The 23,000-nt window shown below is 61.2% G+C and carries 20 protein-coding genes; 10 read left to right on the top strand and 10 right to left on the bottom strand.

Annotated elements, in window-relative coordinates; translation table 11 throughout:
* Position 1: 1 nt before the first annotated feature.
* The 7 genes from ACIROW_RS05110 to ACIROW_RS05080 form a co-directional block, all read right to left on the bottom strand.
* Positions 2 to 2,587, bottom strand: coding sequence for an EAL domain-containing protein (locus tag ACIROW_RS05110; protein ID WP_402272647.1), 2,586 nt, complete (start codon positions 2,585 to 2,587; stop codon positions 2 to 4).
* 482 nt (positions 2,588 to 3,069) lie between these two features.
* Positions 3,070 to 3,330 carry a hypothetical protein gene (locus ACIROW_RS05105; RefSeq protein ID WP_402272644.1) on the bottom strand — a complete coding sequence of 87 codons (261 nt, stop codon included), beginning with the start codon at positions 3,328 to 3,330 and terminating at the stop codon, positions 3,070 to 3,072.
* A gap of 562 nt (positions 3,331 to 3,892) precedes the next feature.
* Positions 3,893 to 4,495 (bottom strand): TetR/AcrR family transcriptional regulator, encoded by a 603-nt coding sequence (locus ACIROW_RS05100; RefSeq protein ID WP_402272641.1) that lies wholly within the window; start codon positions 4,493 to 4,495, stop codon positions 3,893 to 3,895.
* Positions 4,496 to 4,749: 254 nt separating this feature from the next.
* Positions 4,750 to 5,451 (bottom strand): Pr6Pr family membrane protein, encoded by a 702-nt coding sequence (locus ACIROW_RS05095; RefSeq protein ID WP_402272638.1) that lies wholly within the window; start codon positions 5,449 to 5,451, stop codon positions 4,750 to 4,752.
* Positions 5,452 to 5,531: 80 nt separating this feature from the next.
* A complete protein-coding gene (locus ACIROW_RS05090; RefSeq protein ID WP_402272635.1) occupies positions 5,532 to 5,741 on the bottom strand; it encodes a hypothetical protein in 210 nt (69 codons plus the stop codon).
* Between the two features lie 95 nt (positions 5,742 to 5,836).
* A complete protein-coding gene (locus tag ACIROW_RS05085) occupies positions 5,837 to 6,457 on the bottom strand; it encodes a TetR/AcrR family transcriptional regulator (RefSeq protein WP_402272633.1) in 621 nt (206 codons plus the stop codon).
* A 122-nt stretch (positions 6,458 to 6,579) separates the two neighbouring features.
* Positions 6,580 to 7,419 (bottom strand): helix-turn-helix domain-containing protein, encoded by an 840-nt coding sequence (locus ACIROW_RS05080; protein ID WP_402272631.1) that lies wholly within the window; start codon positions 7,417 to 7,419, stop codon positions 6,580 to 6,582.
* A gap of 168 nt (positions 7,420 to 7,587) precedes the next feature.
* Here ACIROW_RS05080 and ACIROW_RS05075 point away from each other — a divergent pair, with 168 nt between their 5' ends.
* A complete protein-coding gene (locus tag ACIROW_RS05075; protein WP_402272628.1) occupies positions 7,588 to 7,962 on the top strand; it encodes a nuclear transport factor 2 family protein in 375 nt (124 codons plus the stop codon).
* 21 nt (positions 7,963 to 7,983) lie between these two features.
* Here ACIROW_RS05075 and ACIROW_RS05070 read toward each other — a convergent pair whose 3' ends face one another.
* Positions 7,984 to 8,976, bottom strand: a complete 993-nt coding sequence (locus ACIROW_RS05070; protein ID WP_402272625.1) for a M48 family metallopeptidase — start codon at positions 8,974 to 8,976, stop codon at positions 7,984 to 7,986.
* An 8-nt stretch (positions 8,977 to 8,984) separates the two neighbouring features.
* Positions 8,985 to 10,091 carry a YjgN family protein gene (locus ACIROW_RS05065; RefSeq protein ID WP_402272623.1) on the bottom strand — a complete coding sequence of 369 codons (1,107 nt, stop codon included), beginning with the start codon at positions 10,089 to 10,091 and terminating at the stop codon, positions 8,985 to 8,987.
* 650 nt (positions 10,092 to 10,741) lie between these two features.
* On the opposite strand from ACIROW_RS05065, the gene ACIROW_RS05060 reads away from it, so the two are divergent.
* The 9 genes from ACIROW_RS05060 to ACIROW_RS05020 all read left to right on the top strand — a co-directional run bounded on the left by ACIROW_RS05060 (position 10,742) and on the right by ACIROW_RS05020 (position 21,226).
* Positions 10,742 to 11,272: a polymer-forming cytoskeletal protein gene (locus tag ACIROW_RS05060; RefSeq protein WP_402273805.1), complete on the top strand. Its 531-nt coding sequence runs from the start codon at positions 10,742 to 10,744 to the stop codon at positions 11,270 to 11,272.
* Positions 11,273 to 11,626: 354 nt separating this feature from the next.
* A complete protein-coding gene (gene purU / locus ACIROW_RS05055; protein WP_402272621.1) occupies positions 11,627 to 12,496 on the top strand; it encodes a formyltetrahydrofolate deformylase in 870 nt (289 codons plus the stop codon).
* Between the two features lie 218 nt (positions 12,497 to 12,714).
* Positions 12,715 to 14,343, top strand: coding sequence for a methyl-accepting chemotaxis protein (locus ACIROW_RS05050; RefSeq protein WP_402272619.1), 1,629 nt, complete (start codon positions 12,715 to 12,717; stop codon positions 14,341 to 14,343).
* 10 nt (positions 14,344 to 14,353) lie between these two features.
* Positions 14,354 to 14,815, top strand: coding sequence for a chemotaxis protein CheW (locus ACIROW_RS05045; RefSeq protein ID WP_402272617.1), 462 nt, complete (start codon positions 14,354 to 14,356; stop codon positions 14,813 to 14,815).
* Positions 14,812 to 16,161, top strand: a complete 1,350-nt coding sequence (locus tag ACIROW_RS05040; protein WP_402272615.1) for a CheR family methyltransferase — start codon at positions 14,812 to 14,814, stop codon at positions 16,159 to 16,161. Before ACIROW_RS05045 ends, ACIROW_RS05040 begins: the two co-directional genes overlap by 4 nt.
* Entirely contained in the window at positions 16,154 to 16,849 is a 696-nt protein-coding gene (locus ACIROW_RS05035; RefSeq protein WP_402272613.1) for a chemotaxis protein CheW, read from the top strand. Before ACIROW_RS05040 ends, ACIROW_RS05035 begins: the two co-directional genes overlap by 8 nt.
* Positions 16,846 to 19,137, top strand: a complete 2,292-nt coding sequence (locus ACIROW_RS05030; RefSeq protein ID WP_402272611.1) for a hybrid sensor histidine kinase/response regulator — start codon at positions 16,846 to 16,848, stop codon at positions 19,135 to 19,137. Before ACIROW_RS05035 ends, ACIROW_RS05030 begins: the two co-directional genes overlap by 4 nt.
* Positions 19,137 to 20,159, top strand: a complete 1,023-nt coding sequence (locus ACIROW_RS05025; protein ID WP_402272609.1) for a chemotaxis response regulator protein-glutamate methylesterase — start codon at positions 19,137 to 19,139, stop codon at positions 20,157 to 20,159. The genes ACIROW_RS05030 and ACIROW_RS05025 overlap by 1 nt, the downstream gene beginning before the upstream one ends.
* A gap of 107 nt (positions 20,160 to 20,266) precedes the next feature.
* Positions 20,267 to 21,226, top strand: coding sequence for a diguanylate cyclase (locus ACIROW_RS05020; protein ID WP_402273803.1), 960 nt, complete (start codon positions 20,267 to 20,269; stop codon positions 21,224 to 21,226).
* A 40-nt stretch (positions 21,227 to 21,266) separates the two neighbouring features.
* Here the strand turns inward: ACIROW_RS05020 and ACIROW_RS05015 are convergent, their stop codons facing one another.
* A complete protein-coding gene (locus ACIROW_RS05015) occupies positions 21,267 to 22,916 on the bottom strand; it encodes a fatty acid--CoA ligase (protein WP_402272607.1) in 1,650 nt (549 codons plus the stop codon).
* Positions 22,917 to 23,000: the final 84 nt, after the last annotated feature.

Raw genomic sequence — 23,000 nt, 5'->3', positions numbered from 1 at the left:
CTCAGGCCAGCGTCACCGGGGAAGCAGGGAACAGATAGCGCCGTCGCATCAGCGACGGGATCTCGGCGGCGGGGACGGGGTGCGAAATATAGTAGCCCTGGACCTCGTCGCAGCCCAGCGCCTGTAGCAGATGCAGCTGCGCTTCAGTTTCCACGCCCTCGGCCACGACGGTCATGTGCAAGGCATGCGCCATCGACACCATGGCGTTGAAGAGCACTTCGCTTTCGGCGCGCACGCCCAGTTCGGCGGTGAAGGCCTTGTCCACTTTCAGCACGTCCAGGTCGAGACGCTGCAGTTGCGACAGCGAGGAATAGCCTGTGCCGAAATCGTCCACCAGTAGCTTGATGCCGAGCTGGCGGAACGACGCCAGTTCTTCGGCCACCTCAAGGGCGTCGGCCATCATGCAGGATTCGGTCAGTTCGATTTCCAATTGGGCCGGGTCGACGGCGTGTTCGGCCAGCGCAGTGGCGATGATGTCGTTAAGGTTGCCCTGGTTCAGCTGGCGTGAGGAGACGTTAACCGACATCGGCAACAGCGGCAGTCCGGCGATGCGCCATTGCGCCAGTTGCGCGCAAGCCTTGCGGATGATCAGTTCGCCCAGCTTCAGGATCAGACCGGTTTCTTCCGCCACCGGGATGAACTCGAGTGGCGACACGATGCCGCGCACCGGATGCTGCCAGCGCGCCAACGCTTCCATGCTGCAGAATTCACCGCTGACCGTGTTCACGCGCGGCTGGAAATACAGCACAAACTCGTCGCGTTCGATCGCCAGGCGCAGGGCGTTTTCGTTTTCTATCTTGATTTGCAGCCGCTCGGACAATTGCGGCTGGTAGAAGCGGAAGCGTTTCTTGCCCTCCGACTTTGCCGCGTGCATGGCAGTGTCGGCATGCTTGAGCAAGGCATCGACGCTGTTGCCGTCGCGCGGGAACATGCTGATGCCGATCGACAGGTTGATTTGCAGGATATTCTGATTGGACAGCATCAGCGGCCGCGAGAACGCCGACAGGATGCCATCGGCCAGTTGCGCGGCTTCATCGATGCTGCCGCCCTGATGGATCACTGTGAACGAGTCGCCGCTGAAGCGCACCACCTGATGCGGTGCGGGAACCAGTTCGCGCAACCGCTGTGTCACCGCTTGCAGCAACAGGTCGCCGCTGGAGTGGCCGAGCGTGTCGTTGACGTTTTTGAAGTCGTCGAGATCGACGAACAGAACGGCAAAGCCGTGGCCGTCGCCGGCGGCGTCGTGCAATAGCCGGTTCAGGTAGCGCATGACCCAGTGACGGTTGGGCAGGCCGGTCAGTTCGTCGGTATTGAGCTGCTCCAGCAGGGCCAGTTCATGCGCCTTGCTTTCGCTGATGTCGCGCACGGTGATTGCCAGTCCGAAGCGCGTGCGTACCATGCGCCGATGCAGCCACGACGCACCGAGCGGGCTTTCGGGCGGGGTCTCGAATTCGTCTTCGTATTCGCCGTTTTCCATGGCGCTGCGAAAGGTCGGCATCAGCGTCGTGAAGTATTCCGGCGAATAAAAGCGCGACATGTGACTGCCGATGAGTTCGGACTTGTTGATGCCGAAGATGGCGGCGCCGCGTTCATTGCAATCGAGCACCTGGAAGTCACTGATCTCGCCGTCCTTGCCGCGCAGAGCCAGCCACATGTAGAACCCGTCGGCACCGCCTTCGGTGACGATGCCGTAGGCTTCGCGCGCTTTTTCGATTTCGTGCTTGCGGATCGCAAGCCGCATCGAGAACAGCATGCCAACCACCGCACAAATCGCCAGGAACACCGAGCAGGCGCTGGCGATGAACATGTAGTCGGCGGCGCGCTCTCGGAAAGCCGCGTAGACGTCGCGCGTCGACACGCCGACCGCAGCCACCAGGGGATAGCCGCGCACCGTATGCCAGGCGACGATGCGTTCTTCGCCGTCGCCGAAGGTGGAGCCGGGCATGACCATGGCGGCGTTGGCGCCGACCAGCGGCGGCCGGGACTTGAACACGGTCTCCTGTGTCTGCAGCGCGTCCATGGTGCGTGACAGCAGCGGCGTGCCGTCCGGTTGGAACAAGGCGATGAAGTCTTTCTTGCCGAGCGCGGATTCATCTTGTGAAGGCGCGAGGAAGGCCGGTTCCACTGCGACCATGACTATGCCGTTGAAGTTGCCCTCGGCATCGTTGAGACGGCGCGAAAAGCGGATCAGCATACGCTGCGAACGTACCCCTATCGCCGGGTTGCTGATTAACAAGCCGCTGTGCGCATGATTTTTGTGGTTGAGGAAATAATCGCGATTGGCGATGTTGGCCAGCTTCTGCAGCGACAGCGAACTGGTCATGAGCTGGCCATCGCGGTCCGAGATGGTCACGTACAGCAGCGATGAGGTCGGATAGAGACCTTGCTGCTGCTGATCTTCCACGCTCAGGTGGCCATTCGTGAAATTCCAGTAGTACTTCAGGTGCAGCGTGATTTGGTCGACCTGGCTGATGGCGCGCGCCAGTTGTTCGGCATAGGACTTCGACTGGACGCTGGCGTCTTGCAACGCGTTCTTGCCGATTTCCGCTTCGCGATCGTTGAGACGCGCCAGCAGCAGCGACCACATGACGATTGCCAGGATGAGGCACCCAAGGGGCCAGGCCAGAATGCTGAGGACTTTGGGTAGGCGCTTCTTCACTGTTGTTGGCTTATAAAAAATTTCAAGATCTGAGGAGCGACCCGGTGGCAATACGGCGATACGGCAATACGGCAATACGGCAATACGGCAATACGTAAGGTGATCGGCGATGCTGACGCTTTCTTTAGGTCCTTTTTTGTTATTTTTTGTTCAAGCAGCTGTTCAGGAGCATGAGGCGGACATGCTCAAAGTAATTCTATTTTTGCAAATGATTATATAGAAACGTTAGCGTATTCATACGATCCGGGGGCGTCTTTGAACAGACTTTTTCAACTGTCCGTGTGGATGCATTGTCCGTCATGTGGCAGTCGTCACGGCAGGCAGAAGCGCGCATGCGCATTACGCAGCACGCCTGGTTGGCTGAGGGAGGTGGCCAGCCATCCCGGGGAGGGCCGGCTGAAATCATGTGTTCAGGGCGCCGATATTTTGCGCTTGCAGTTCCAGATCCGCACGCCCAGTGCGCACCAAACCAGGAAGATGACCATGTTGGCGGGCACCCAGACCAGTTGCAGCCAGATGTAGTAACGCATGGCTTCGTTCCAGTGACCGGGATTCTGCAAGTCGGTCATGTCCATCCACGGCGCTGCGCTGAGGGAAGCATATTGCGTCCATCCGAGTATGACGGCCATCGGAATCAGCAGAAAACTCCAGAACGAGACAGTGCGATGCACACGGACGTTTGCATATGAGGAAGAGTTGATTTCATCGTGACCACTGCGGTACGTCGCTTCATGCGCTGAACATGAGCGCACGTTTATGCGGCCCTGTTCATGACAGTGGTTGTGTTGACTGCTCGCGTTATTTTTTTCCGCATTTGCCACATCGTTCTGCATAGTGCCCCCGCATCTGCAAACTGACTTGATTGAATTTATTGGGTTTCTTATTTCATTCTCGGCATGGCGCCGACGTCTTATTCCGACAGGCGAAGCCGCAGATGCGGACCGTCGCGGCGCCGTTCAGGCGCAAGACGCTGCAGAAGATCAAGGACGAACCGGGAAAGGGGAAGTCGGACGTGCAGCCCTGGCGTAGAGGTGCGAACAAGCGGTCGTGTCTCTGGCTGACCGGAGGTCGCCAAATGAGGACAGGGCATTTACGGTTCTCGCTGAGGTTGAGCGCATCCCTGACCGAGGGCCGGGATGCGTTGTTGTGCAATAAGAAAAACAAGACGATACGTTTCGTCTCTAATTCTAGGTGCAAAATTCCTACGGCGCAACAAATCTTGCGAGAATGTTGTTAAATTAATTCGATATTGGTTTTGGCGGGAGTGATGCCGTCGAGCACCAATGCGACGTGCAGGTCAATATGGCGTTCATCGATGCCGGCATGGCGCATGAGCATGCGCTGGATGATCGGGCCGTACAGCAGGTCGAAGATGACGTCGAAATCGAGGTCAGGCTTGAATTCGCCGTTCTCAATACCGCGCAACAGCACTTGTTTGGCGGCGTTGCGGCGCGGATCGAGGAAGTTGTCGTTGAACAGCCGCATGGTCTCGGCGTCGAACTGCGACAGGCCGATCATTTCGCACACCACACGGCCGGTTTTGCCGCGATACAGCTTGGCCAGCTTGCGGATCTGATTTTCGATGTCGTGGCGGGCCGATTCTGTCTCCGGGAAGGCGACAGTCGGACCGACTTCGCGCAGCAATGCTTCCATGGCCAGCGAGCTCTTGTTCGGCCACCAGCGATAGATGGTCGCTTTACCTACACCTGCGCGCGCAGCCACGCCTTCAAGCGAGAGCTTGTCGAAGCCGATCTCATCGAGCAGGACGCAAGTGGCGTCCAGGATGGCATCGTGCGTGGCCGGGTTGCGGCGCCTGCCAGTGGCGGGGTCAGGCATGTAGGTGAGAGAAATGATCGTGCTCCAATGATGGGGAATACAGTCTGTCCACAGCCTATATCGGTCATCTGCGTGACAACTTGAGAAAGAAACCTCGATCGCAGCGTTTTTCGACAACATTTTTTTACATGCGCAGACGAATGAAGTGTGCCGGCACGACCCGGAAAGCCGCCGGACGCCGGTTGGACATGACTTGCCGCAAAGCATTCCATGCGTCGACTTCAGCTTTGGGCGAACGTGTGCCGGACGCCGCCTCAGCGACGCAGCAGGAGATTCTTGCCGGCGTTGTTGATGATCAGCAACAAGCCCATCAGCGCCAGGAATCCTGCGAACAGGCCGGTGGCGTTCAGCAGCACGTGCGGATAGCCGAGGTCGCGCACGTTGATGAAGGGATAGGGATAAAAGCCGGAACTGCCGCCGCGCCACAGCGTGATGCTCAGGTAGCCGAGCGGGTAGACCAGCCACAGCAGGCATTTCTTCAGGCTGGGCTGGAAGCGGGGGACGAAGAAGATCCAATAGACCAGCGCCAGCAACGGCGTGACGGTATGCAGGCTTTCGTTGACCAGTGCGCGAAAGCCGGTCGGCTGCCACAGTTGGCGCAGCAGGAGGTTGTAGGCAATCCCGACGAAGATCATGTAGGCCACCACTGCCGTAATGACCTGCGGCCTGCGGAAAAAACGGCTGACCGGATTCGCACCGGGCAGGGCGAGCGCGGAAAAACTCACGGCGCTCAGCAGGATGGTCAGGTTGGTGAGATAGCTCGTCAAGCGTTCGACGCCGTCCATGACCGTCATGCCGCGGTCGAGCAGGCGGTCGATGGTGATGTCGGTCTGGGCGCTCAGCGCGAACCAACTGATCACGGCGATCAGCAGGGCGAGCATGCAGGCGAGGGTGGTCAGTTGCCGGTCGGGGAAGATCTCGGCGGACAGGGTGGGTTCGTTGTTTGGCGTAGACATCGGCAGTTCGTCGGGGGCTGGTATTGATAAGGAGATCGTCAATCCAGTGACGGCAATACCGCAGCGACCAAAGCAGACGCTCAGAACTCCTTCACCGGAACCTGGATATTGACCGCCGCAACGAAAACATTGTTCCTGGCCGCAGCATCCGTCTGCTGCTCTACGAGTTCTGCCGCCTCGATGAAGACGAAATCCTCATTACTGTCAGGCACCAGGTTCATCGCCTGCAATAACTGGAACAACAACGATGCCGCGATGGGCAGTGCAATAGCACCGATGATAATCCACATGATTCACTCCCTGTTTAGCACGATAGTGCGAAATTTGAATAAAAAAACAAACACAATTTCTGCCGGCGGCGCCTGCCATGGGCGCTGCCGCAGCCTCAGCCGTGATAATTGAAGCTGCGGTAAGTCGAAATCAACCGGTCGTAAGCTGTTTGTACGCGCCCCAGCGCCTCCGGATCGCGCAGGAAGCGCGCATCGTGCATCAGTCCGACCATCAGGCAATACAGCTCGAACACCAGTTGCTGGGGATCGGTGTCCGGGCGCAACTGGCCTTCTTCCAGCGCCTGCTCGATGGTCCGGTGCAGCATGCCGCGCCATTGCAGGATGTTCTTCTTGATGCGGTCGCGCATCGGGCTGTCCACCACGTCGTCGTATTCAAAAGCGCCGGCGATGTACAGGCAGCTGACGTCGTTGTTGGTGCGCTGCAGCCAGTTGCGGATCATCTTGTTCAGACGCGGCAGGCCGCGCGGCAACGCCATCGCCGGCTTGAAAATCTCTTCGACGAAGCGCCGGTCGAACTCGTCCAGCACCGCCTGCTGCAAGGCTTCGCGCGAGCCGACGCGCGAAAACACGCCGCTCTTGCTGATGTTGAGCCGCTTGGCGACCTCGCCCAGCGACAGCGACTCCAGCCCCTCGTTTGCCGCCATTTCAAGGGCGGTGTCGACGATCGCGGCCAGGGTCAGTTCGCTTTTGGCGGTACGGGTGATGACGGTATCCATGGTCGTCAATTTAGCACACTAGTGCGAAATGTAAACCGATTTCTGCCGCGATCGTAAAAGTACCGTAGCCGGATTGAGGCAAAAACGGAGGAATAGTGTCGCGAGGAAATTTTTTGTGCGCCTCAGTCCGGCAGCATTGCCCGCAAGGCTGCGGAAGTCTCCGCATTGGCCGGAAAAAAACACTCCATCGCCAGTTCCGACAAGGTGATGTCGACCGGCGTGCCGAAGATGGTGGTGGTGCTGAAGAAGGACAGCGTGCCCCGGTCCGTCGCCAGCTGGAACGGCACCGCCACGGCCGCATATGGCGAGGCCGGATGGGCATCGGAGCCGGCCCCGGCCCCGGCCGGCTCCGGGTAGCTTTGCAGCTCCTTCATCAGGTCGATCAGCACCGGATCCGCGCTCAATGCGATCTGCTGGCGCAGGCGATCAAGCATGTGGCGACGCCATTCCGGAAAGTTGACGATGCGCGGCGCCAAGCCTTGCGGGTGCAGGCTCAGGCGCATGACGTTGACGGGCGCGGCCAGCAGTTCCGGCGCCACGCCGGTGAGCAGCAGCGCAATGACGCGATTGGCCGACACCAGGTTCCAGTGGCGGTCGATGGCCAGCGCCGGAAACGGCTCGTGGCCGGTCAGGATCTGTTCGATCGCGGCACGCGCCGCCTGCAACGCCGGATCGTCCAGCGCCCGTTCCGGAAACAGCGGCGCGAAGCCACCCGCCATCAGCAAGGCATTGCGTTCGCGCAGCGGGATATCGAGCCGTTCGGCCAGCCGCAACAGCATCTCCCGGCTCGGTTGCGAGCGGCCGGTTTCGAGGAAGCTCAGATGACGCGTCGAAATTTCAGCCTCGCAGGCCAGGTCGAGCTGACTCATGCGACGGCGCAGGCGCCATTCGCGCAGCAGGTCGCTGGCGCTGCGCGCAGCGTGGCGCGATGACGGGGAGGCGAGAGGTAGTGTCGTGATCATGGGGCGATCATAGCTTATCGTCCGGCTTCGTTACATTACCTCTGAAGTAATTGCTGGTGGTAGGCGGGACGAGCAAAGATGTGCCTGACGTTGCGCCGGACGTGGTGTTGGACGCGCCGGGCGACGATCAGTTGATCTCTCTATTTCACTTACTACTCGGAGCCGAGCATGACAAACCTGAACAACGCACACATGAGCAAGCTGGTCGACCTCTACATCGCCGTCTGGAACGAGCCAGACGCCACGCGCCGCGCCGGCCTGATCGAGGAACTGTGGACTGCCGACGCGAGCTATCGCGATCCGCTGATGCAGGGCGATGGTCATGCCGCCATCTCGCAACTGGTGGCGGCGGTACACGAGCGCTTCCCGGGCTTTCGCTTCAGCCGCATCGGCGCGGCCGACTTCCATGGCGATCATCTGCGCTTTTCGTGGGCGCTGGGATTGGATGATGAAGAAGCCATGATCAAAGGCACCGATTACGCCGTCCTGCAGGAAGGACGCCTGCGCAGCGTGACCGGCTTCCTCGATCAGGTGCCGGCCTGAGTCTGAACGGCCGCCGGCGAGCTATTGGGCGCTGAGAATGCGCTCAACCCGCTCGGCGCTGGCCGGATGACTCGACAGGTAAGGCGGTACACCGCCGTCGGCAGCTTCCTTCTCGCCCAGCTTCTCGAACACGTACGCCAGCTTCTTGCGGCTGATGCCGTTGGCCTTGAACAGCTCCACGGCATAGTCGTCGGCCTCGCGCTCGACGTCGCGTGAATATTTCATGTCCAGCAGCACGGTCGGGATATTGGCGATCACCGCCGAGACGTCGCCGAACAGCGCCGTCGCGGCTGCGCCGATGGCCGAGCTCTGGATCAGGCGGCGCATCAGGTGGCGCCGGTGCACGTGGCCCAGTTCATGCGCGAGCACACCCATGACGGCGTCGTCGTCGTCCAGCAGCGTGACGATCTCGTCGGTGAGCACAATCTGACCCGACGGCAGCGCCAGCGCATTCGGCCCGATGCGGCTTTTGCGGAACACGATCTCGTAGTGCGGTACACCTTCGACTTCTGCCGTCAGTGCGCGAAAGCGCGTCGTGATGGCGGTGCGCCGTGCGGCCGGCAATTGCGTCGGCAGCAGGATATGGTCGTCGAGGAAGTCCAGCGCGCCGTCGCCGATGCGCTGCTCGACGCTGATCGGCAGCGAGCGCGCGACGACTTCCGCCGCCAGCGGCAGCAGATAGAGGTAGCCCAGCACCAGCACCGCCACCAGGGTCGCGGCCGCGGCCAGCGTGGCGCGCCAGTTCTGCTGCATGCGCACCACCAGCGAATCGCGGTGCGCAGTGGCTTGCAGCAGCATGTTGAAGGCGGCGTTGTCCTGGATTTCGAGATAGGCGCCGTCGGGGAAGGTCACCTTGCGGGCCGCCCGGTTGAGTCGTTCGGACACGCGCAGTTGCGTAATCGGGCAGGTCCGCTCGGCATCGCCGCTGATGGTGGCAATGCCGTCGGCCACGACCAGCGTGACCGCGTGGCGACGCGAGGTCCTGCCGTCGAAGTAAAACGCCGCAATCTGCATCGGGGCGCTCAAAGCGACAGATCGAAGTCGAGCAGGTCGCTCAGGCCTTCACCGGCGGCGGAACCTTGCGCCGCATTGTCGGCGATGAACTCGTCGAGATTGCCGGCCGCATGCAGGCTCATCGATTCGATCTTGTAGCGCAGCGCGCGGATCTGCGCAAACGGCGTGAACAATCCCAGCGTCAGCACGATGCCGATGATGTTGGTGAAGGCGATGAACATCATGCGCGGCCAGCGCATCGTGCTATGGAAGCGGTGCTCGCCAAGACGGGTATGGTTCCAGATCAGGTTTTGCAGCAGCGTCAGGAACAGCGGATACATCAGGAACGTCCACACATACAGCGCAAAGAACAGCAGCATGAACGAGAACACGCTGTGCGCGCCGAAATCGCGCCCGGCGGCAATCAGCGCGGTGCCGCCCAGCGCCACCACGATCGCGATGAAGCCGGCCAGGTAAATCCCGAAGCCGATCAGGTAGGTCTTGTAGAAACTGCCCACCGAACCGTCGAACGAGAAATGGCTGGCGCCGAAGCGCGATTCATTGTGCTGGAAGCGCTTGATGCGCTGATGCGTGAACGGCGTCAGCAGGTACAGCGTCAGCACGGTCAGGATGGGCAGCAGCAGATAGGTCTTGTAAGCGCCGCCGCCGTTGCCGCGAAAACCGAAGCGGATCCCGCGGTAGCTGGAGTTGTACAGCTTGAACTGCAAGCTGCGCCAGATCAGCCACGGCACCGCCAGCGCAAACACCAGCAGCGCAATGACGCCCAGCAGCGGGTTGTAGTTGAACGCGAACTGGTAGCCGAACAGCAGCACCACCGCAACGATGCGGCCCTTGAGGATAGCGATGGGGTTGCCGTGATACTCGAAGCTGGTGCCTGCCACCGTCGTGTTGTCATAAAAATAACGCAGGCGGCGCACCTTGGCCCACGCCGAATAAATGCCGAAGGTGACCACCGACAGCAGCAGATTGACTATCCATATGCGGAAATATTCGGAGCCGCGTCCGCTGAACGAAAACGCTTGCGCCGATGGCCCGGTGTGCGCCGGCAGCAGCGAGGCAAAGCTGACCGGTTGGTTGGGTTCAGGCTGTCCCGCCGGATCGAAAGTGTCGCTCATGTTTACCCCGTTCGTTGTTATGGAAATAGATACGCGACGTGAGCAATGAGTCGGCGCGTCGTTGAGTGCGGCAAAGAATCTCTTGCGGCCTGCAAAAAGTCAAGCTGTTGAAGGAGGGCGACGCGCGATGTCGACGACGTGAAAAATAAAAAAGAGATGCGGAAGAAAAATAAAAAAAGAAAAAAATGCGCCGAAAAATGTAACCGCCATTCGTCATGCGATCGACCAAAACGATGGTGTCGCCGATTGGCGACACCATCATCAGCGTCATGAAAAATAATCGCCCTCACAGAGTGAAAACGCGCAAAAAAAACGACGACGTACAAGGTGATATTTGCGTGTCGCGAAAATTTTATACGCATAAAAAATTCGTGCTGCGATTTGCATTGCGCCGATGTTCCGCAAACTCATTGCTCTGTTACAAAATTCTCGTGAACTTTCTATTTCATGATGTGCCGAATCGCCTGATATCGCTGCACAACTCATGTCGTGAAAACGCAAACGGCATCAGCATTACAGCGATCTCATCCTCCGCGGAGGACAGTGTTCATCATCGCGTCGAAACAGGGCGCCACCATATGAGGATCATGTCCCCGATTTGTTTTATCAGTGCCACGTCTTGCACCGCACATCTATCTTCAGGAGATACCATGCTTCGCTCAGAAACTCTCTTTGGCAAACGAGAAACCAATTCGCCAAATTCCCCTTTCAGCGCCAACAACAACTTGACGCAACCGGGCGTATCCAATGTGTCCAAGACGGCGACTCCGACTTCCACTTCTTCGTCCGGTTCGCAGCCGAACAACAGCTCCGGCTCCAACGAAATGGGCAGCAAGCTGATCGTCGGACCCAACATCAAATTGAAGGGTGTCGAAATCAATGATTGCGACACGCTCGTGGTCGAAGGCCGCGTGGAAGCCACCATGGATTCGCGCGTGATCCAGATCGCCGAAAAGGGCGCGTTCAAGGGATCGGCTGAAATCGACCTGGCTGAAATTCGCGGCGACTTCGACGGCGATCTGACCGTGCGCCAGAAACTGGTGATTTATTCGAGTGGCCGGGTATCGGGCAAGATCCGTTACGGCAAACTTGTGATCGAAGAAGGCGGCCAGCTCAGCGGCGATGTGCAGGTCGGCGGCAGCGCAGAGCAGCGCGAACTGTTGCAGGCTAAAACGGCTTAACAGACGCATCAATTTCACCTGGCCGTCTTACTTGATCGAGTAAGCGGCGATCGTCAGCTGCTTGCCGCAGGCGCGGCAGCGGCGTGTCCGCCTGTGGCCGTCTATCGGATTATTGATCAAGTCGGCTGAAACAGCGCGATGCTCTCCGGAATGTTCCGGACGGGTTGCTGACCTAGTTCGCCTGTTTTTAACGGTTTTTGGCCGTTTTTCGTGCTTTCCAGACCCCTGGTGGGGGTTTGGCGCTTTGTGCGCGTGCGCCGGGCATGCGACAATAGCGGTTTTTCGCCATTCGGCTGCATTCCGGAGTCTTTTTCCGGGACTTGGCGGCAGGCGACAGCGCTTTCAAGATCGACTATGACTCACCCGGAATACATCCTCACCATCTCCTGTCTCGACCAGCGCGGCATCGTTCATCGCGTGTCGGGCTTTCTCGCCGATCACGGCTGCAACATCATCGATTCCGCCCAGTTCGGCGACGCCCAGTCAAAGCTGTTCTTCATGCGCGTGCATTTCGCGTCGGAAGACGCCTCGATCAGCGACGAAGTGCTGCGCGCCGATTTCGCACTGCTGGGCGGTTCGCTCAACATGGACTGGGAACTGCACGACGCCGCCGCCAAGCCGCGCGTCTTGCTGATGGTGTCGAAGATCGGCCATTGCCTCAACGACCTGCTGTTCCGCTACAAGAGCGGCCTGCTGCCGGTGGAAATCCCGGCCATCGTGTCCAATCACACCGATTTCTATCAGCTGGCGGCAAGCTACAACATTCCCTTCCATCATCTGCCATTGGCCGCTGGTGCATCGGAAGAGGCCAAGCTGGCGCAGGAGGCGCGCATCCTGGAAATCGTCGAGCACAACCAGATCGACCTGGTGGTGCTGGCGCGTTACATGCAGATCCTGTCGCCGTCGATGTGCACTGCGCTCAAAGGCCGGGCGATCAACATCCACCATTCCTTCCTGCCCAGCTTCAAGGGCGCCAAGCCGTATTACCAGGCGCATGACCGCGGCGTGAAGCTGATCGGCGCCACTGCGCATTTCGTCACCAGCGACCTCGACGAAGGCCCGATCATCGAGCAGGGCGTCGAGCGCGTGGACCATTCCATGGGACCGGATACGCTGACCGCCATTGGCCGCGACATTGAGTCGGTGGTGCTGGCGCGCGCCGTCAAATGGTTCACGGAACACCGCATCCTGCTGAACGGCCACAAGACGGTGATCTTCAACTGATCACGCTTTTGTGAGCTTGCAGGCGAAAACGCCGGTGCAGATATCTGCACCGGCGTTTTTCATTGGGACCGCGAGTGGCAATGCGCAGGCGATTCAGCGATAATGCGCGGGAAGCAAGAATCTAGCGGTTTTTCGATGATTTTTCGATATTAATTTCACGCCAGATTTCGCATCATCTTCTGCAGCAACTTTTATCCTATTGAGAGAGCCCCGTCAGCATGAAAAATTGGACGATCAAACAGCGAATCCTCGGCAGCTTTGCGGTCATCCTGATCCTGATGGCGGTCATGGCCGGCATCGCCTACACCAGGCTGGCCAAGATCGACGACGAGGCCACCAGCCTGCGTCAGGACTCCACACCAGGGCTGTATTACAGCACCATGATCAACGCCGCCTGGTATGAAAACCTGCTGCTGGGCCAGCAAATCGCCCAGGTTGACGATACCGAGGCGACACGCCAGGCCGACATCGCGCTGCTGCGCGCCAACGGCGAACGCCTCAATCATCTGCAGGAAGAATACGAAAAGACTATCTTCACCACCCGCGATCGCACCTTGTTCGATCAGTTCAAGCAGGCTCGCATGGCATACCGGCAGATCCAGCAGGAAATCCTGCGCATGGATTTGTCCAGCCCCAATCCGGCCGTCTACAAGATCATTTCGGACCAGCTGCGTCCGGCCTGGCGCACCGGTTATACGCTGACGCAGAAGATGGTCGAGATCAACAAGACCATTTCCGACGATTCGGCGCAACGCATCACCGATGCCGTGACCCAGGCCAAGACCAGCATGCTGATCGCAGTGATCGCCGCGCTGGCGGCAGCGGTGGTGTGCGGCTACTTCTTGCTGCGCGCGATTACCGGTCCGATGCAGCGTCTGATGGGCATCCTCGACGTGATGCGCGCCGGCGATTTTTCGCAGCGGCTGTATTTCGAGCGCCGCGACGAGTTTTCGCATCTGGCGGCGGGCTTCAACCGCATGACCGATGAGCTGACCGCGCTGGTCGGTCAGGCGCAGAAATCGTCGGCGCAGGTATCCACTTCAGTGACTGAAATCGCCGCGACTTCGCGTCAGCAGCAAGCGACTGCCTCCGAGACGGCCGCCACCACCACCGAAATCGGCGTCACCTCGCGAGAAATCTTCGCCACCTCACGCGACCTGGTGCGCACCATGAACGAAGTCTCGCTGGTGTCGGAACAGGCCGCCACGCTGGCCGGCAGCGGACAGAGCGGCCTGACGCGCATGGAAGACACCATGCAGGACGTCATGGAAGCGGCCGGCTCGGTCAGCGGCAAGCTTGCCATCCTCAACGAGAAAGCCGGCAACATCAACCAGGTCGTCACCACCATCACCAAGGTCGCCGACCAGACCAACCTGCTGTCGCTGAACGCCGCCATCGAGGCGGAGAAGGCCGGCGAATACGGCCGCGGCTTCTCGGTCGTGGCGACGGAAATCCGTCGCCTGGCCGACCAGACTGCGGTGGCCACGTACGACATCGAATTGATGGTCAAGGAAATCCAGTCGGCGGTCGCCGCCGGCGTCATGGGCATGGACAAGTTCTCCGACCAGGTTCGTCGCGGCATGGCCGAAGTGCAGCAGGTCGGCACCCAGCTGTCGCAGATCATCGCCCAGGTGCAGGCGCTGGCGCCGCGCTTCCAGGTGGTCAACGAAGGCATGCAGGCGCAGGCCAACAGCGCCGAACAGATCAACCAGGCGCTGCTGCAACTGAGCGAAGCGGCCCAGCAGACCGTCGAATCGCTGCAGCAATCGAGCCAGGCCATCGACGAACTGAACCTGGTGTCGAACGGCCTGCGCAACGGTGTGTCGCGCTTCAAGGTATCGGCCTGAGCGGCCTGCCATGCTGTTCCTGATTTTCCAGATCGGTAATGAACGCTATGCGCTCGACGCCGCCGAGGTGGCGGTGGTATTGCCGCCGGCGCCGTGCAAGCAGGTACCCGAAGCGCCGCCATGGGTGCGCGGCATCTTCAGCCACGACGGCCGCAACGTGCCGGTGCTGGACGTCAGCATGCTGGCGCTCGGCACGCCTGCGGCCGCACGCTTGAGCACGCGCATGGTGCTGGTCCGTTACATGCCTGAAGGGCAAACGCCGCAACTGCTGGGACTGATCGTCGAGCGCGCCACCGACACGCTGCGCTGCGAAGTCGCCGATTTCACCGGCTCTGGGCTGGTGCACGACAACGCGCGCTACCTCGGTCCGGTCATGCGCCAAGGCGACAATCTGATCCAATGGGTCAAGGTGGCCGACATGCTCGGCGCCGACGTCCAGGCCTTGCTGTTCCCCGAGGAGAGCCCGGCATGAGCGCCAATGCTTCCCTGATTTCCCACGATGACCACGCGGCAGTCGAACCGATTGCCGCCATGCTCAAGCAAAACATGGGGCTGGACATTGCCGCTGTCGGCAGCGCGCTGATCGAGCGCGGCGTGCGCGAGCGCATGAAGGTGCTGGGCCAGGCCGACATGACCGGATACCTGCATGTCCTGCAATCCGGCGTGGGCGAATTGCAGGAGCTCATCGAACTCGTGGTGGTGCCGGAAACCTGGTTCTTCCGCGACCGCGAAGCGATCCTCGCCGTGGCGCGGCTGGCCCGCGAAAAAATCATTCGTGCGCCTAACGCCTCCAACGCCACCGTACGCATCCTGAGCCTGCCTTGTTCGACCGGCGAAGAACCGTATTCCATCGCGATGGCGCTGCTCGAGGCCGGCGTGCCGCCCGCGCAATTCCGCATCGACGGCGTCGACATCTGCCATCGTTCGTTGGCCGCAGCGCAGCGCGCGGTCTACGGCCGCAATTCGTTCCGCGGCAAACAGCTCGAGTATCGCGAACGCCATTTCACCGACGGTCACGAAGGCGCCGGCCAGCACGACTGGGCGCTTGACGAGGACGTGCGGCAGCAGGTCGCTTTCCGCTTCGGCAACATGCTGTCGCCCGACTTCATGCGCAACGAAGCGCCTTACGATTTCATCTTTTGCCGCAACGTGCTGATCTACTTCGACCGCGACGTGCAACAGCAGGCGGTGCAGGTGCTGGAGCGCCTGCTGGACCGCGACGGTTGCATTTTCGTCGGCCCGGCCGAGGCCGGATTGCTGCTCAAGCCGCATATCGAATCGATCGGCATCCCGCTCAGTTTCGGGTTCCGACGCAAGAAATCGGTTGATCGTGTGGACTTGCCGCTGCCGCCACTAAAGATGGTGGCGGCAATTCCCCGGATTGTCGCGCCTGAACCTGCGCCGCCACCGCGAGTCCGGCCAGTGCAGGTTGCACCGTTTCGTCAACGTGTTCCAGACGGGACGCCATCTGCCGTTGTACAGAATGACCTGCTCGCGCAGGCTCGCGCCCGCGCCGATCGCGGCGAACTGGCACAGGCCGAGGCGCTGTGCGAGCAACTGAATGCTGTCAGTCCCAACGCCGACGCTTACCATTTGCAAGGCCTGATCAGCGATGCGCGCCAGGATGCCAGCGCCGCGCAGCAGCTGTACCGCAAGGCGATCTACCTGCAACCCGACCACCGCGAAGCCTTGTTGCATCTGGCGGCCTTGCTGGCGGCACAGGGCGACGATGCGGGTGCGCAGCGTTTGCAGGAACGCGCGGAACGAGCCCGGAAGGCGCAACTGAAACCGGTCAATGGGGAGCGCTCGGATGCCTGATTTTGTCTCTTCGCCGGTCGTCGTGGAAATCGCCGTCGACGATTGCTGGAATCGTATCGGCGTACGCGGCGACAGCAGCTGCGCCAAATTGAAAGAATATTTCCGCTGCCTCAATTGCCCGACCTTCGCGTCGGCCGCCTCGGCGCTGCTCGACCGGCCCGTGTTTGGCGACGATGCGAGCGACGCCTTGTTTTCGTCCATCGGCGAGGGCGAGGCGCAAGTGCGTGGTCGCGGCGACGCCACGGCATCGATGCTGGCGTTTCGCGTCGGCGCCGAGTGGCTGGCGTTTCCGACCGCCGCCGTGGTCGAAGTGATCGAGGCGCGCGCCGTCCATAGCTTGCCGGGTCAGGCCAATCCTGCCGTGCTCGGGCTGACCAATATCCGCGGCGCACTGAAAATCTGCGTATCGCTGGGCCGCATGCTCGGCATGGCCTCTGCCGATGCTGCTTCAGCCAAGACTGCACAACGCCTTCTGGTGGTGGAGCATGAACAGCAGGTGCTGGTGTTCCCGGTCGATGAAGTCGCCGGCGTCTACGGCTATGCCGCCGATGCCGTGCAGCCGCCACCCTCGACCATGGCGCATGCGGGCATGACGTACACGCAATCGCTGATCTCGTGGCGCGAGCGGCAACTTGGCCTGATCGACTGCGGCCTGCTGTTTTATGCCCTGAATCGGAGCCTGACATGAGTTCGCCCGATCTGCGGCAGATGACCATGCTGGAATTGTTCCGGCATGAAGTGGAAAGCCAGGTGCAGGTGCTTAACGCCGGCCTGCTCGAACTGGAACGCCACGGTGTTGACGTCGATCCCGAACAGTTGGCCGAGCCGCTGGAAGCGTGCATGCGCGCCGCCCATTCGCTCAAGGGCGCGGCGCGCATCATCACGCTCAACGCCGGCGTCAACGTCGCGCACGTGATGGAAGACTGTTTCGTGCTGGCGCAGCAGGGCAAGCTCAGTTTGCGGCGCCGGCAGATCGACGCCTTGTTCAAGGGCGTCGACTTGCTGGAACGTATCGCCAATGCGCCGGGTGACGACGAAACCTGGGGCGACAAGGAGGGCAAGCCCGAGATCGACGCCTTCATGCTGGCGCTCAGTGTGGCCATGACCGACAGCAGTGACGATGCAGGGGGAGCAATACCAGTCGTTGCAAACCAGCCTGCAATAACTTCTGTCGCGGCGCCAACACCAGCCACATCAATCGAAGCTCGCGACAGCGCCCACGTTGGCGGCGGCCGTTCGGTGCGCGTCTCCGCCGACAATCTCGACCGCCTGCTGAGCCTGAGCGGCGAATCGCTGGTGGAATCGCGCCGCCTCAAACCGTTTGCCGCATCGATGCTGCGCGTCAAGCGCCTGCAGCGCGAAGCTGCGCAAGCGCTCGACATGCTGCAGCAAAAGATGAGCGCCGGCGGCGAGGCCGCGCAAGTCGCGCTCAATGAAGTGCGCGCGCTGATGCTGCAGTCGCAGCACATGGTCGGCGATCAGTTGGCCGAGCTTGAGATGTTCGATCGTCATTCCGTCAACCTGTCGCAGCGTCTCTACGAAGAGGCGCTGGCCTGCCGCATGCGGCCGTTTTCGGACGGCGCCGGGGCAGGTTCCGGCAACTACGCCCGCATGGTGCGCGACGTCGGCAACACGCTGGGCAAGTCGGTGCGGCTGGACATCGTCGGCAACGCCACCCAGATCGACCGCGACATCCTGGAAAAACTCGATGCGCCTATCGGTCACCTGCTGCGCAATGCCGTCGACCACGGCATCGAATCGCCGCAACAGCGCCTGCAGGCCGGCAAGCCGGAGCAGGGCCGTATTACTCTGGAGGCGCGTCACAGCGCCGGCATGTTGCAGGTCAATGTCAGCGACGACGGCGCCGGCATCGACATGGCGCAATTGAAGAAAGCCATCGTCGCACGCAAGCTGTCGACCGACGACATCGTTGCGCGCCTGAGTGAAGCCGAGCTGCTGGAATTCCTGCTGTTGCCCGGTTTCAGCCTGCGCGACACGGTCACCGATATCTCCGGCCGCGGCGTCGGCCTCGACGTCGTCGCCGACATGCTCAAGCAGGTGCGCGGCACCGTGCGCATCACCAGCACGGCCGGTCAGGGCACGCGCTTCCAGATGCAATTGCCGCTGACGCTGTCGGTGATCCGCAGCCTGCTGGTCAGCATCGACGGCGAGCCGTACGCGTTCCCGCTGGCTTACGTCAATCGCACACTGGAGTTGCAGCGCGAAGAGCTGGACGTGCTCGAGGGCTACCAGCATTTCAGTTTCGAAGGTCGCCAGATCGGTCTCGTCAGCGCGCACCAGATTTTGCAAAAAGGCGAATTGCGGGCCAAGGGCGAGTCGGTCATGGTGGTGGTCATCGGCGACAACGAACATACCTACGGACTGGCGGTCGACCGCTTCCTCGGCGAACGCATGCTGGTGGTGCAGGCGCTTGACGCGCGCCTGGGCAAGATCCCCAACGTGCAGGCCGGCGCCCTGATGGAAGACGGCGCACCGGTGCTGATCCTGGACGTGGCCGACATGCTGCGTTCAGTGGAGAAGCTCAGCGTCGCCGGTCAGCTCGAAAACGTCGGCCAGGCGACTGCCGACGATGCCGGCGCCGCGCGCAAGAAAGTGCTGGTGGTCGATGATTCGCTGACGGTGCGCGAACTGGAGCGCAAGCTGCTGAGCAACCGCGGTTACCAGGTCGCCGTTGCGGTCGACGGCATGGACGGCTGGAACGCCGTGCGCACCGAACAGTTCGACCTGGTCATCACCGATATCGACATGCCGCGCATGGACGGCATCGAGCTGGTCACGCTGATCCGGCAGGCATCGCACCTGCGCAATCTGCCGGTGATGATCGTGTCGTACAAAGACCGTGAAGAAGATCGCCAGCGCGGCCTCGAAGCTGGCGCCGATCACTATTTCACCAAGAGCAGCTTCCACGACGAGACACTGCTGCAGGCGGTGGTCGATCTGATCGGAGCGGCCTGATGAAGATCGCCATCGTCAATGACGTCCCCATGGTGGTCGAGATCCTGCGCCGCGTGCTGGCGGAGTGGCCCGAACACCAGTTGCTGTGGGTGGCGCAGGACGGCGCGCAAGCGGTTGAGCTATGCGCCTGGCAATTACCGGACCTGATCCTGATGGACATCGTCATGCCGGGCGTGGATGGCGTCGAAGCCACGCGCCGCATCATGCAGCAGACGCCGTGCCCGATCCTGATCGTCACGGCCGACATCGGCGCCTGCGCCGACAAGGTCTACCAGGCGCTCGGCCATGGCGCGCTTGACGCCGTCGATACCCCGGCGCTGTCGGGCAGCGACTGGCGCCAGGGTTCGGCCGTGCTGATGGAAAAAATCGACCGGATAGGTCGCATGGAACGCAAGCCTGCGCAGTCATCGGTTGCGCGCCCGACGATCGAGCCGAGGCGAATTCCGGTGGCGCCGACAGTTTCCGACAAGTTGGTGGCGATCGGTGCGTCGGCAGGAGGTCCGGGCGCATTGGCGACCATATTGCGCACGCTTCCCGATACATTTCCGGCGGCCATCGTGATCGTGCAGCACATCGACCCCGGTTTTGCCGGCGGCATGGCGGGTTGGTTGCAGCAACAAAGCAGACTGGCGGTGAAGGTGGCGCAAGAGGGCGATCGTCCGCAACGCGGCACGGTGCTCATGGCCGGCACCAATCAGCATTTGCTGTTCAGGAATCGCGATAGCCTCGGCTATGCGCCGGAGTCGCCCGAGGATGTCTACCATCCATCGATCGACGTGTTTTTCAACAGCGTGGTGCGACAGTGGCGCGGCCAGGCTGTGGGCGTCTTGCTGACCGGCATGGGGCGCGATGGCGCCGCCGGTCTCAAGGCCCTCCGCGACGCCGGCTATCACACGATCGCCCAGGATCGCGAGAGCAGTTCCGTCTACGGCATGCCGAAGGCCGCTGCGGCGCTCGATGCCGCCACCGAAATTTTGCCGATAGCGGACATCGCCAAGGCGCTGGTCAGTCAATTTACATGATGCAAAGGAACGACAACATGGAGTCTCCGACTCTTACCGGTAATGTCAGCAATGATAGTAACGACAGCGACCTCGGCATACAACTGCCGCCGGCCGACTACAAGATCATGGTGCTGCTGGTCGATGACCAGGCCATGGTCGGTGAAGCGATCCGGCGTGCGTTGTTGACCGAATCCGACATCGATTTCCATTTCTGCTCGCGCGCTGAAGAAGCCCAGGGCATTGCCGAAAAGACGCAGCCCACCGTGATCCTGCAGGATCTGGTGATGCCCGGCGTCGACGGCCTCACGCTGGTGAAGCAGTACCGCAGCAATCCGCTGACGATGGATATTCCGATCATCGTGCTGTCGAGCAAGGAAGACGCGCTGGTCAAGCGCGATGCCTTCGCCACCGGCGTCAACGATTACATGGTGAAGCTGCCGGACACGATCGAACTGATCGCGCGCATCCGCTACCACTCGCGCTCGTACAACAACCAGTTGCAACGCGACGCAGCCTACCGCGCCCTGCGCGAGAGCCAGCAGCAGCTGCAGAAGAGCAATTTCGAACTGCAGCGCCTGACCAATACCGACGGCCTGACCAGTATCGCCAACCGGCGCTATTTCGATGATTACCTGAATGCGGAATGGAAGCGCGCCAAGCGCGTGCAGCAAGAGATTTCACTGCTGCTGATCGACGTCGACAACTTCAAGCTGTACAACGACAACTACGGCCACGTCGCCGGTGACCAGGTACTCAAGAACGTCGCGCGGGCGATGGAAGCCAGCGCGGTGCGTTCATCCGACCTCAGCGCACGCTACGGCGGCGAAGAGTTCGCGGTTATCCTGCCGGGCACCGATGCCGAAGGCGCGCGCGCTGCCGGCGAAAAATTGCGCGAGATGGTGGAAGCCTTGCACATCGGGCATGCGCATTCGACCACCGGCGAATGGGTCACCGTCAGCGTTGGCGCGGCGACCGTGATTCCGAAGGAAGAGCAGACCCAGAGCGACCTGATTCGCCTGGCGGACAAACGTCTCTACAAGGCCAAGCAGGGCGGAAAAAACCGCGTGATGTCGCAGGACGACTGAATTTGTTCTGAACGTCCTGCTTTTCAATCACATCAGTTGATCAGGACGGATATTGCTCGCGCATCACGCGCTTGTTGAGCTTGCCGACGCTGGTGCGCGCCAGTTCTTTCACGAACTCGATGCGGTCCGGCACGCCGTATTTTGAAATCACGCCGTCGTCGGCGGCTGCCAGCACCAGTTTGCGGATGTCGTCGGCATCGATCTTGCCGGCCTGGTCAGCCTTGAGCACCACCAGCGCCACCGGGCGTTCGCCCCATTTGGCATCCTTCACGCCGATCACCGCGATCTCCGCCACGGCGGGGTGACGCGCGATGATTTCTTCGATCTCCAGTGATGACACCCATTCGCCGCCGGTCTTGATCACATCCTTGATGCGGTCGGTGACCTGCAGGTAGCCGCGCGCGTCGACGTTGCCGATGTCCTGCGTGTGCAGCCAGCCGCCTTCCCACAGGCCTTGCGACGCCTCCGGATTGTGCAGGTAGCCTTGCGTGAGCCAGGGCGCGCGCACCACCACTTCGCCGGTGCTCTTGCCGTCGTGCGGGCAGTCGTTCATGTTGGCGTCGACCGTGCGCAGCGCCACCAGCGGTATCGGGCGGCCGGTCTTCACGCGTGTGGCAACGTCTTGTCCGGTGCCGAGTTCGGCGGTGGGTACGTGCGCCAGCGAAAGGATAGGGCAGGTCTCCGACATGCCGTAGCCGGTGAAAACGTCGATGCCGCGTTCGCGCGCCGCCTGCGCCAGCGCACTGGTCATGGCCGAGCCGCCGATGATCATTTTCCAGTTCGACAGATCGACGTCTTTTGCTGCCGGCGCGCTCAGCACCATGTGCAGGATCGTCGGCACGCAATGCGAGAAGGTGACCTTCTCCGTATCGATCAGTTTGAGAATGGTGTCGGGCACGTAGCGACCCGGATAAACCTGTTTGAGCCCGGCCATCGTGGCGACGTAGGGCAGACCCCAGGCATGCACGTGGAACATCGGCGTGAGCGGCATGTAGACGTCGTCGCGATGCAGGCGTCCTTGCTGCGGCGCCAGCGCCAGGCCGGCCGTGACCGCCAGCGTGTGCAGCACCAGCTGCCGATGGCTGAAGTAGACGCCCTTGGGCAGGCCGGTGGTGCCGGTGGTGTAGAAGGTGGTGGCGCGCGCGTTCTCGTCGAAGTCGGGGAACTCGCAGGTCGGCGACGCCTGCGCCAGCAGTTCTTCGTACTCGCCCGCGAAGCCGGGACCGCGCGGCGCCGGCGTGCCGTCGTCGGTGATCAGCACGCAGCGCGTGAGCGTCTTGAGCTCGCCGCGAATTTGTTTGAGGACGGGCAGGAAATCCGAATTCACCAGCAGCACGTCGGCCTGCGCATGGTTGAGCGTGTAGGCGATCTGCTCCGGCGACAGGCGCACGTTGACGGTCTGCAGCACGCAGCCCAGCATCGGCACGGCGAAGAAGCATTCGAGATAGCGATGGCTGTCCCAGTCCATCACGGCGACGGTGTTGCCGCGCTGGAGGCCGAGTTCGCGCAGCATGTTGCCGAGGCGCTGGATGCGCACGTTGAGGTCGGCGTAGGTGTGGCGGCGCTGGTTGTCGATGCCGTAGACGATTTCCTGGTCGGGCGCGGTCGCCATGGAGGAGTGAAGCAATTGCTTGATCAGCAGCGGATAGCTGTATGCCTCGGGCGTGGTGTCGATGATGTGGGGGCTCATACGGTCTCCAGTCGTTGTTATGGTGGAGCGGCGACCGCATTGATGCGGTCGCCGGCCCCCTTGTCAGAGGGAAGATGATAGCCC

The sequence above is a fragment of the Herbaspirillum sp. NPDC101397 genome (assembly GCF_044767325.1).
Lineage (GTDB): Bacteria > Pseudomonadota > Gammaproteobacteria > Burkholderiales > Burkholderiaceae_D > Herbaspirillum.
The sequence above is the reverse complement of the archived record's forward strand: the minus strand, read 5'-3'. Positions and strand labels throughout refer to the sequence as shown.

Excerpts from the sequence above, each read along its gene's own strand:
- ACIROW_RS05095 (WP_402272638.1), bottom strand. The coding sequence starts at position 5,451 with ATGTCTACGCCAAACAACGAACCCACCCTGTCCGCCGAGATCTTCCCC.
- ACIROW_RS05045 (WP_402272617.1), top strand. The coding sequence starts at position 14,354 with ATGCTGTTCCTGATTTTCCAGATCGGTAATGAACGCTATGCGCTCGAC.
- ACIROW_RS05035 (WP_402272613.1), top strand. The coding sequence starts at position 16,154 with ATGCCTGATTTTGTCTCTTCGCCGGTCGTCGTGGAAATCGCCGTCGAC.
- ACIROW_RS05050 (WP_402272619.1), top strand. The coding sequence starts at position 12,715 with ATGAAAAATTGGACGATCAAACAGCGAATCCTCGGCAGCTTTGCGGTC.
- ACIROW_RS05100 (WP_402272641.1), bottom strand. The coding sequence starts at position 4,495 with ATGCCTGACCCCGCCACTGGCAGGCGCCGCAACCCGGCCACGCACGAT.
- ACIROW_RS05080 (WP_402272631.1), bottom strand. The coding sequence starts at position 7,419 with ATGATCACGACACTACCTCTCGCCTCCCCGTCATCGCGCCACGCTGCG.
- ACIROW_RS05075 (WP_402272628.1), top strand. The coding sequence starts at position 7,588 with ATGACAAACCTGAACAACGCACACATGAGCAAGCTGGTCGACCTCTAC.
- ACIROW_RS05015 (WP_402272607.1), bottom strand. The coding sequence starts at position 22,916 with ATGAGCCCCCACATCATCGACACCACGCCCGAGGCATACAGCTATCCG.
- ACIROW_RS05020 (WP_402273803.1), top strand. The coding sequence starts at position 20,267 with ATGGTGCTGCTGGTCGATGACCAGGCCATGGTCGGTGAAGCGATCCGG.
- ACIROW_RS05110 (WP_402272647.1), bottom strand. The coding sequence starts at position 2,587 with ATGTGGTCGCTGCTGCTGGCGCGTCTCAACGATCGCGAAGCGGAAATC.
- ACIROW_RS05030 (WP_402272611.1), top strand. The coding sequence starts at position 16,846 with ATGAGTTCGCCCGATCTGCGGCAGATGACCATGCTGGAATTGTTCCGG.
- ACIROW_RS05085 (WP_402272633.1), bottom strand. The coding sequence starts at position 6,457 with ATGGATACCGTCATCACCCGTACCGCCAAAAGCGAACTGACCCTGGCC.
- ACIROW_RS05070 (WP_402272625.1), bottom strand. The coding sequence starts at position 8,976 with ATGCAGATTGCGGCGTTTTACTTCGACGGCAGGACCTCGCGTCGCCAC.
- ACIROW_RS05090 (WP_402272635.1), bottom strand. The coding sequence starts at position 5,741 with ATGTGGATTATCATCGGTGCTATTGCACTGCCCATCGCGGCATCGTTG.
- ACIROW_RS05040 (WP_402272615.1), top strand. The coding sequence starts at position 14,812 with ATGAGCGCCAATGCTTCCCTGATTTCCCACGATGACCACGCGGCAGTC.
- ACIROW_RS05025 (WP_402272609.1), top strand. The coding sequence starts at position 19,137 with ATGAAGATCGCCATCGTCAATGACGTCCCCATGGTGGTCGAGATCCTG.
- purU (WP_402272621.1), top strand. The coding sequence starts at position 11,627 with ATGACTCACCCGGAATACATCCTCACCATCTCCTGTCTCGACCAGCGC.
- ACIROW_RS05060 (WP_402273805.1), top strand. The coding sequence starts at position 10,742 with ATGCTTCGCTCAGAAACTCTCTTTGGCAAACGAGAAACCAATTCGCCA.
- ACIROW_RS05065 (WP_402272623.1), bottom strand. The coding sequence starts at position 10,091 with ATGAGCGACACTTTCGATCCGGCGGGACAGCCTGAACCCAACCAACCG.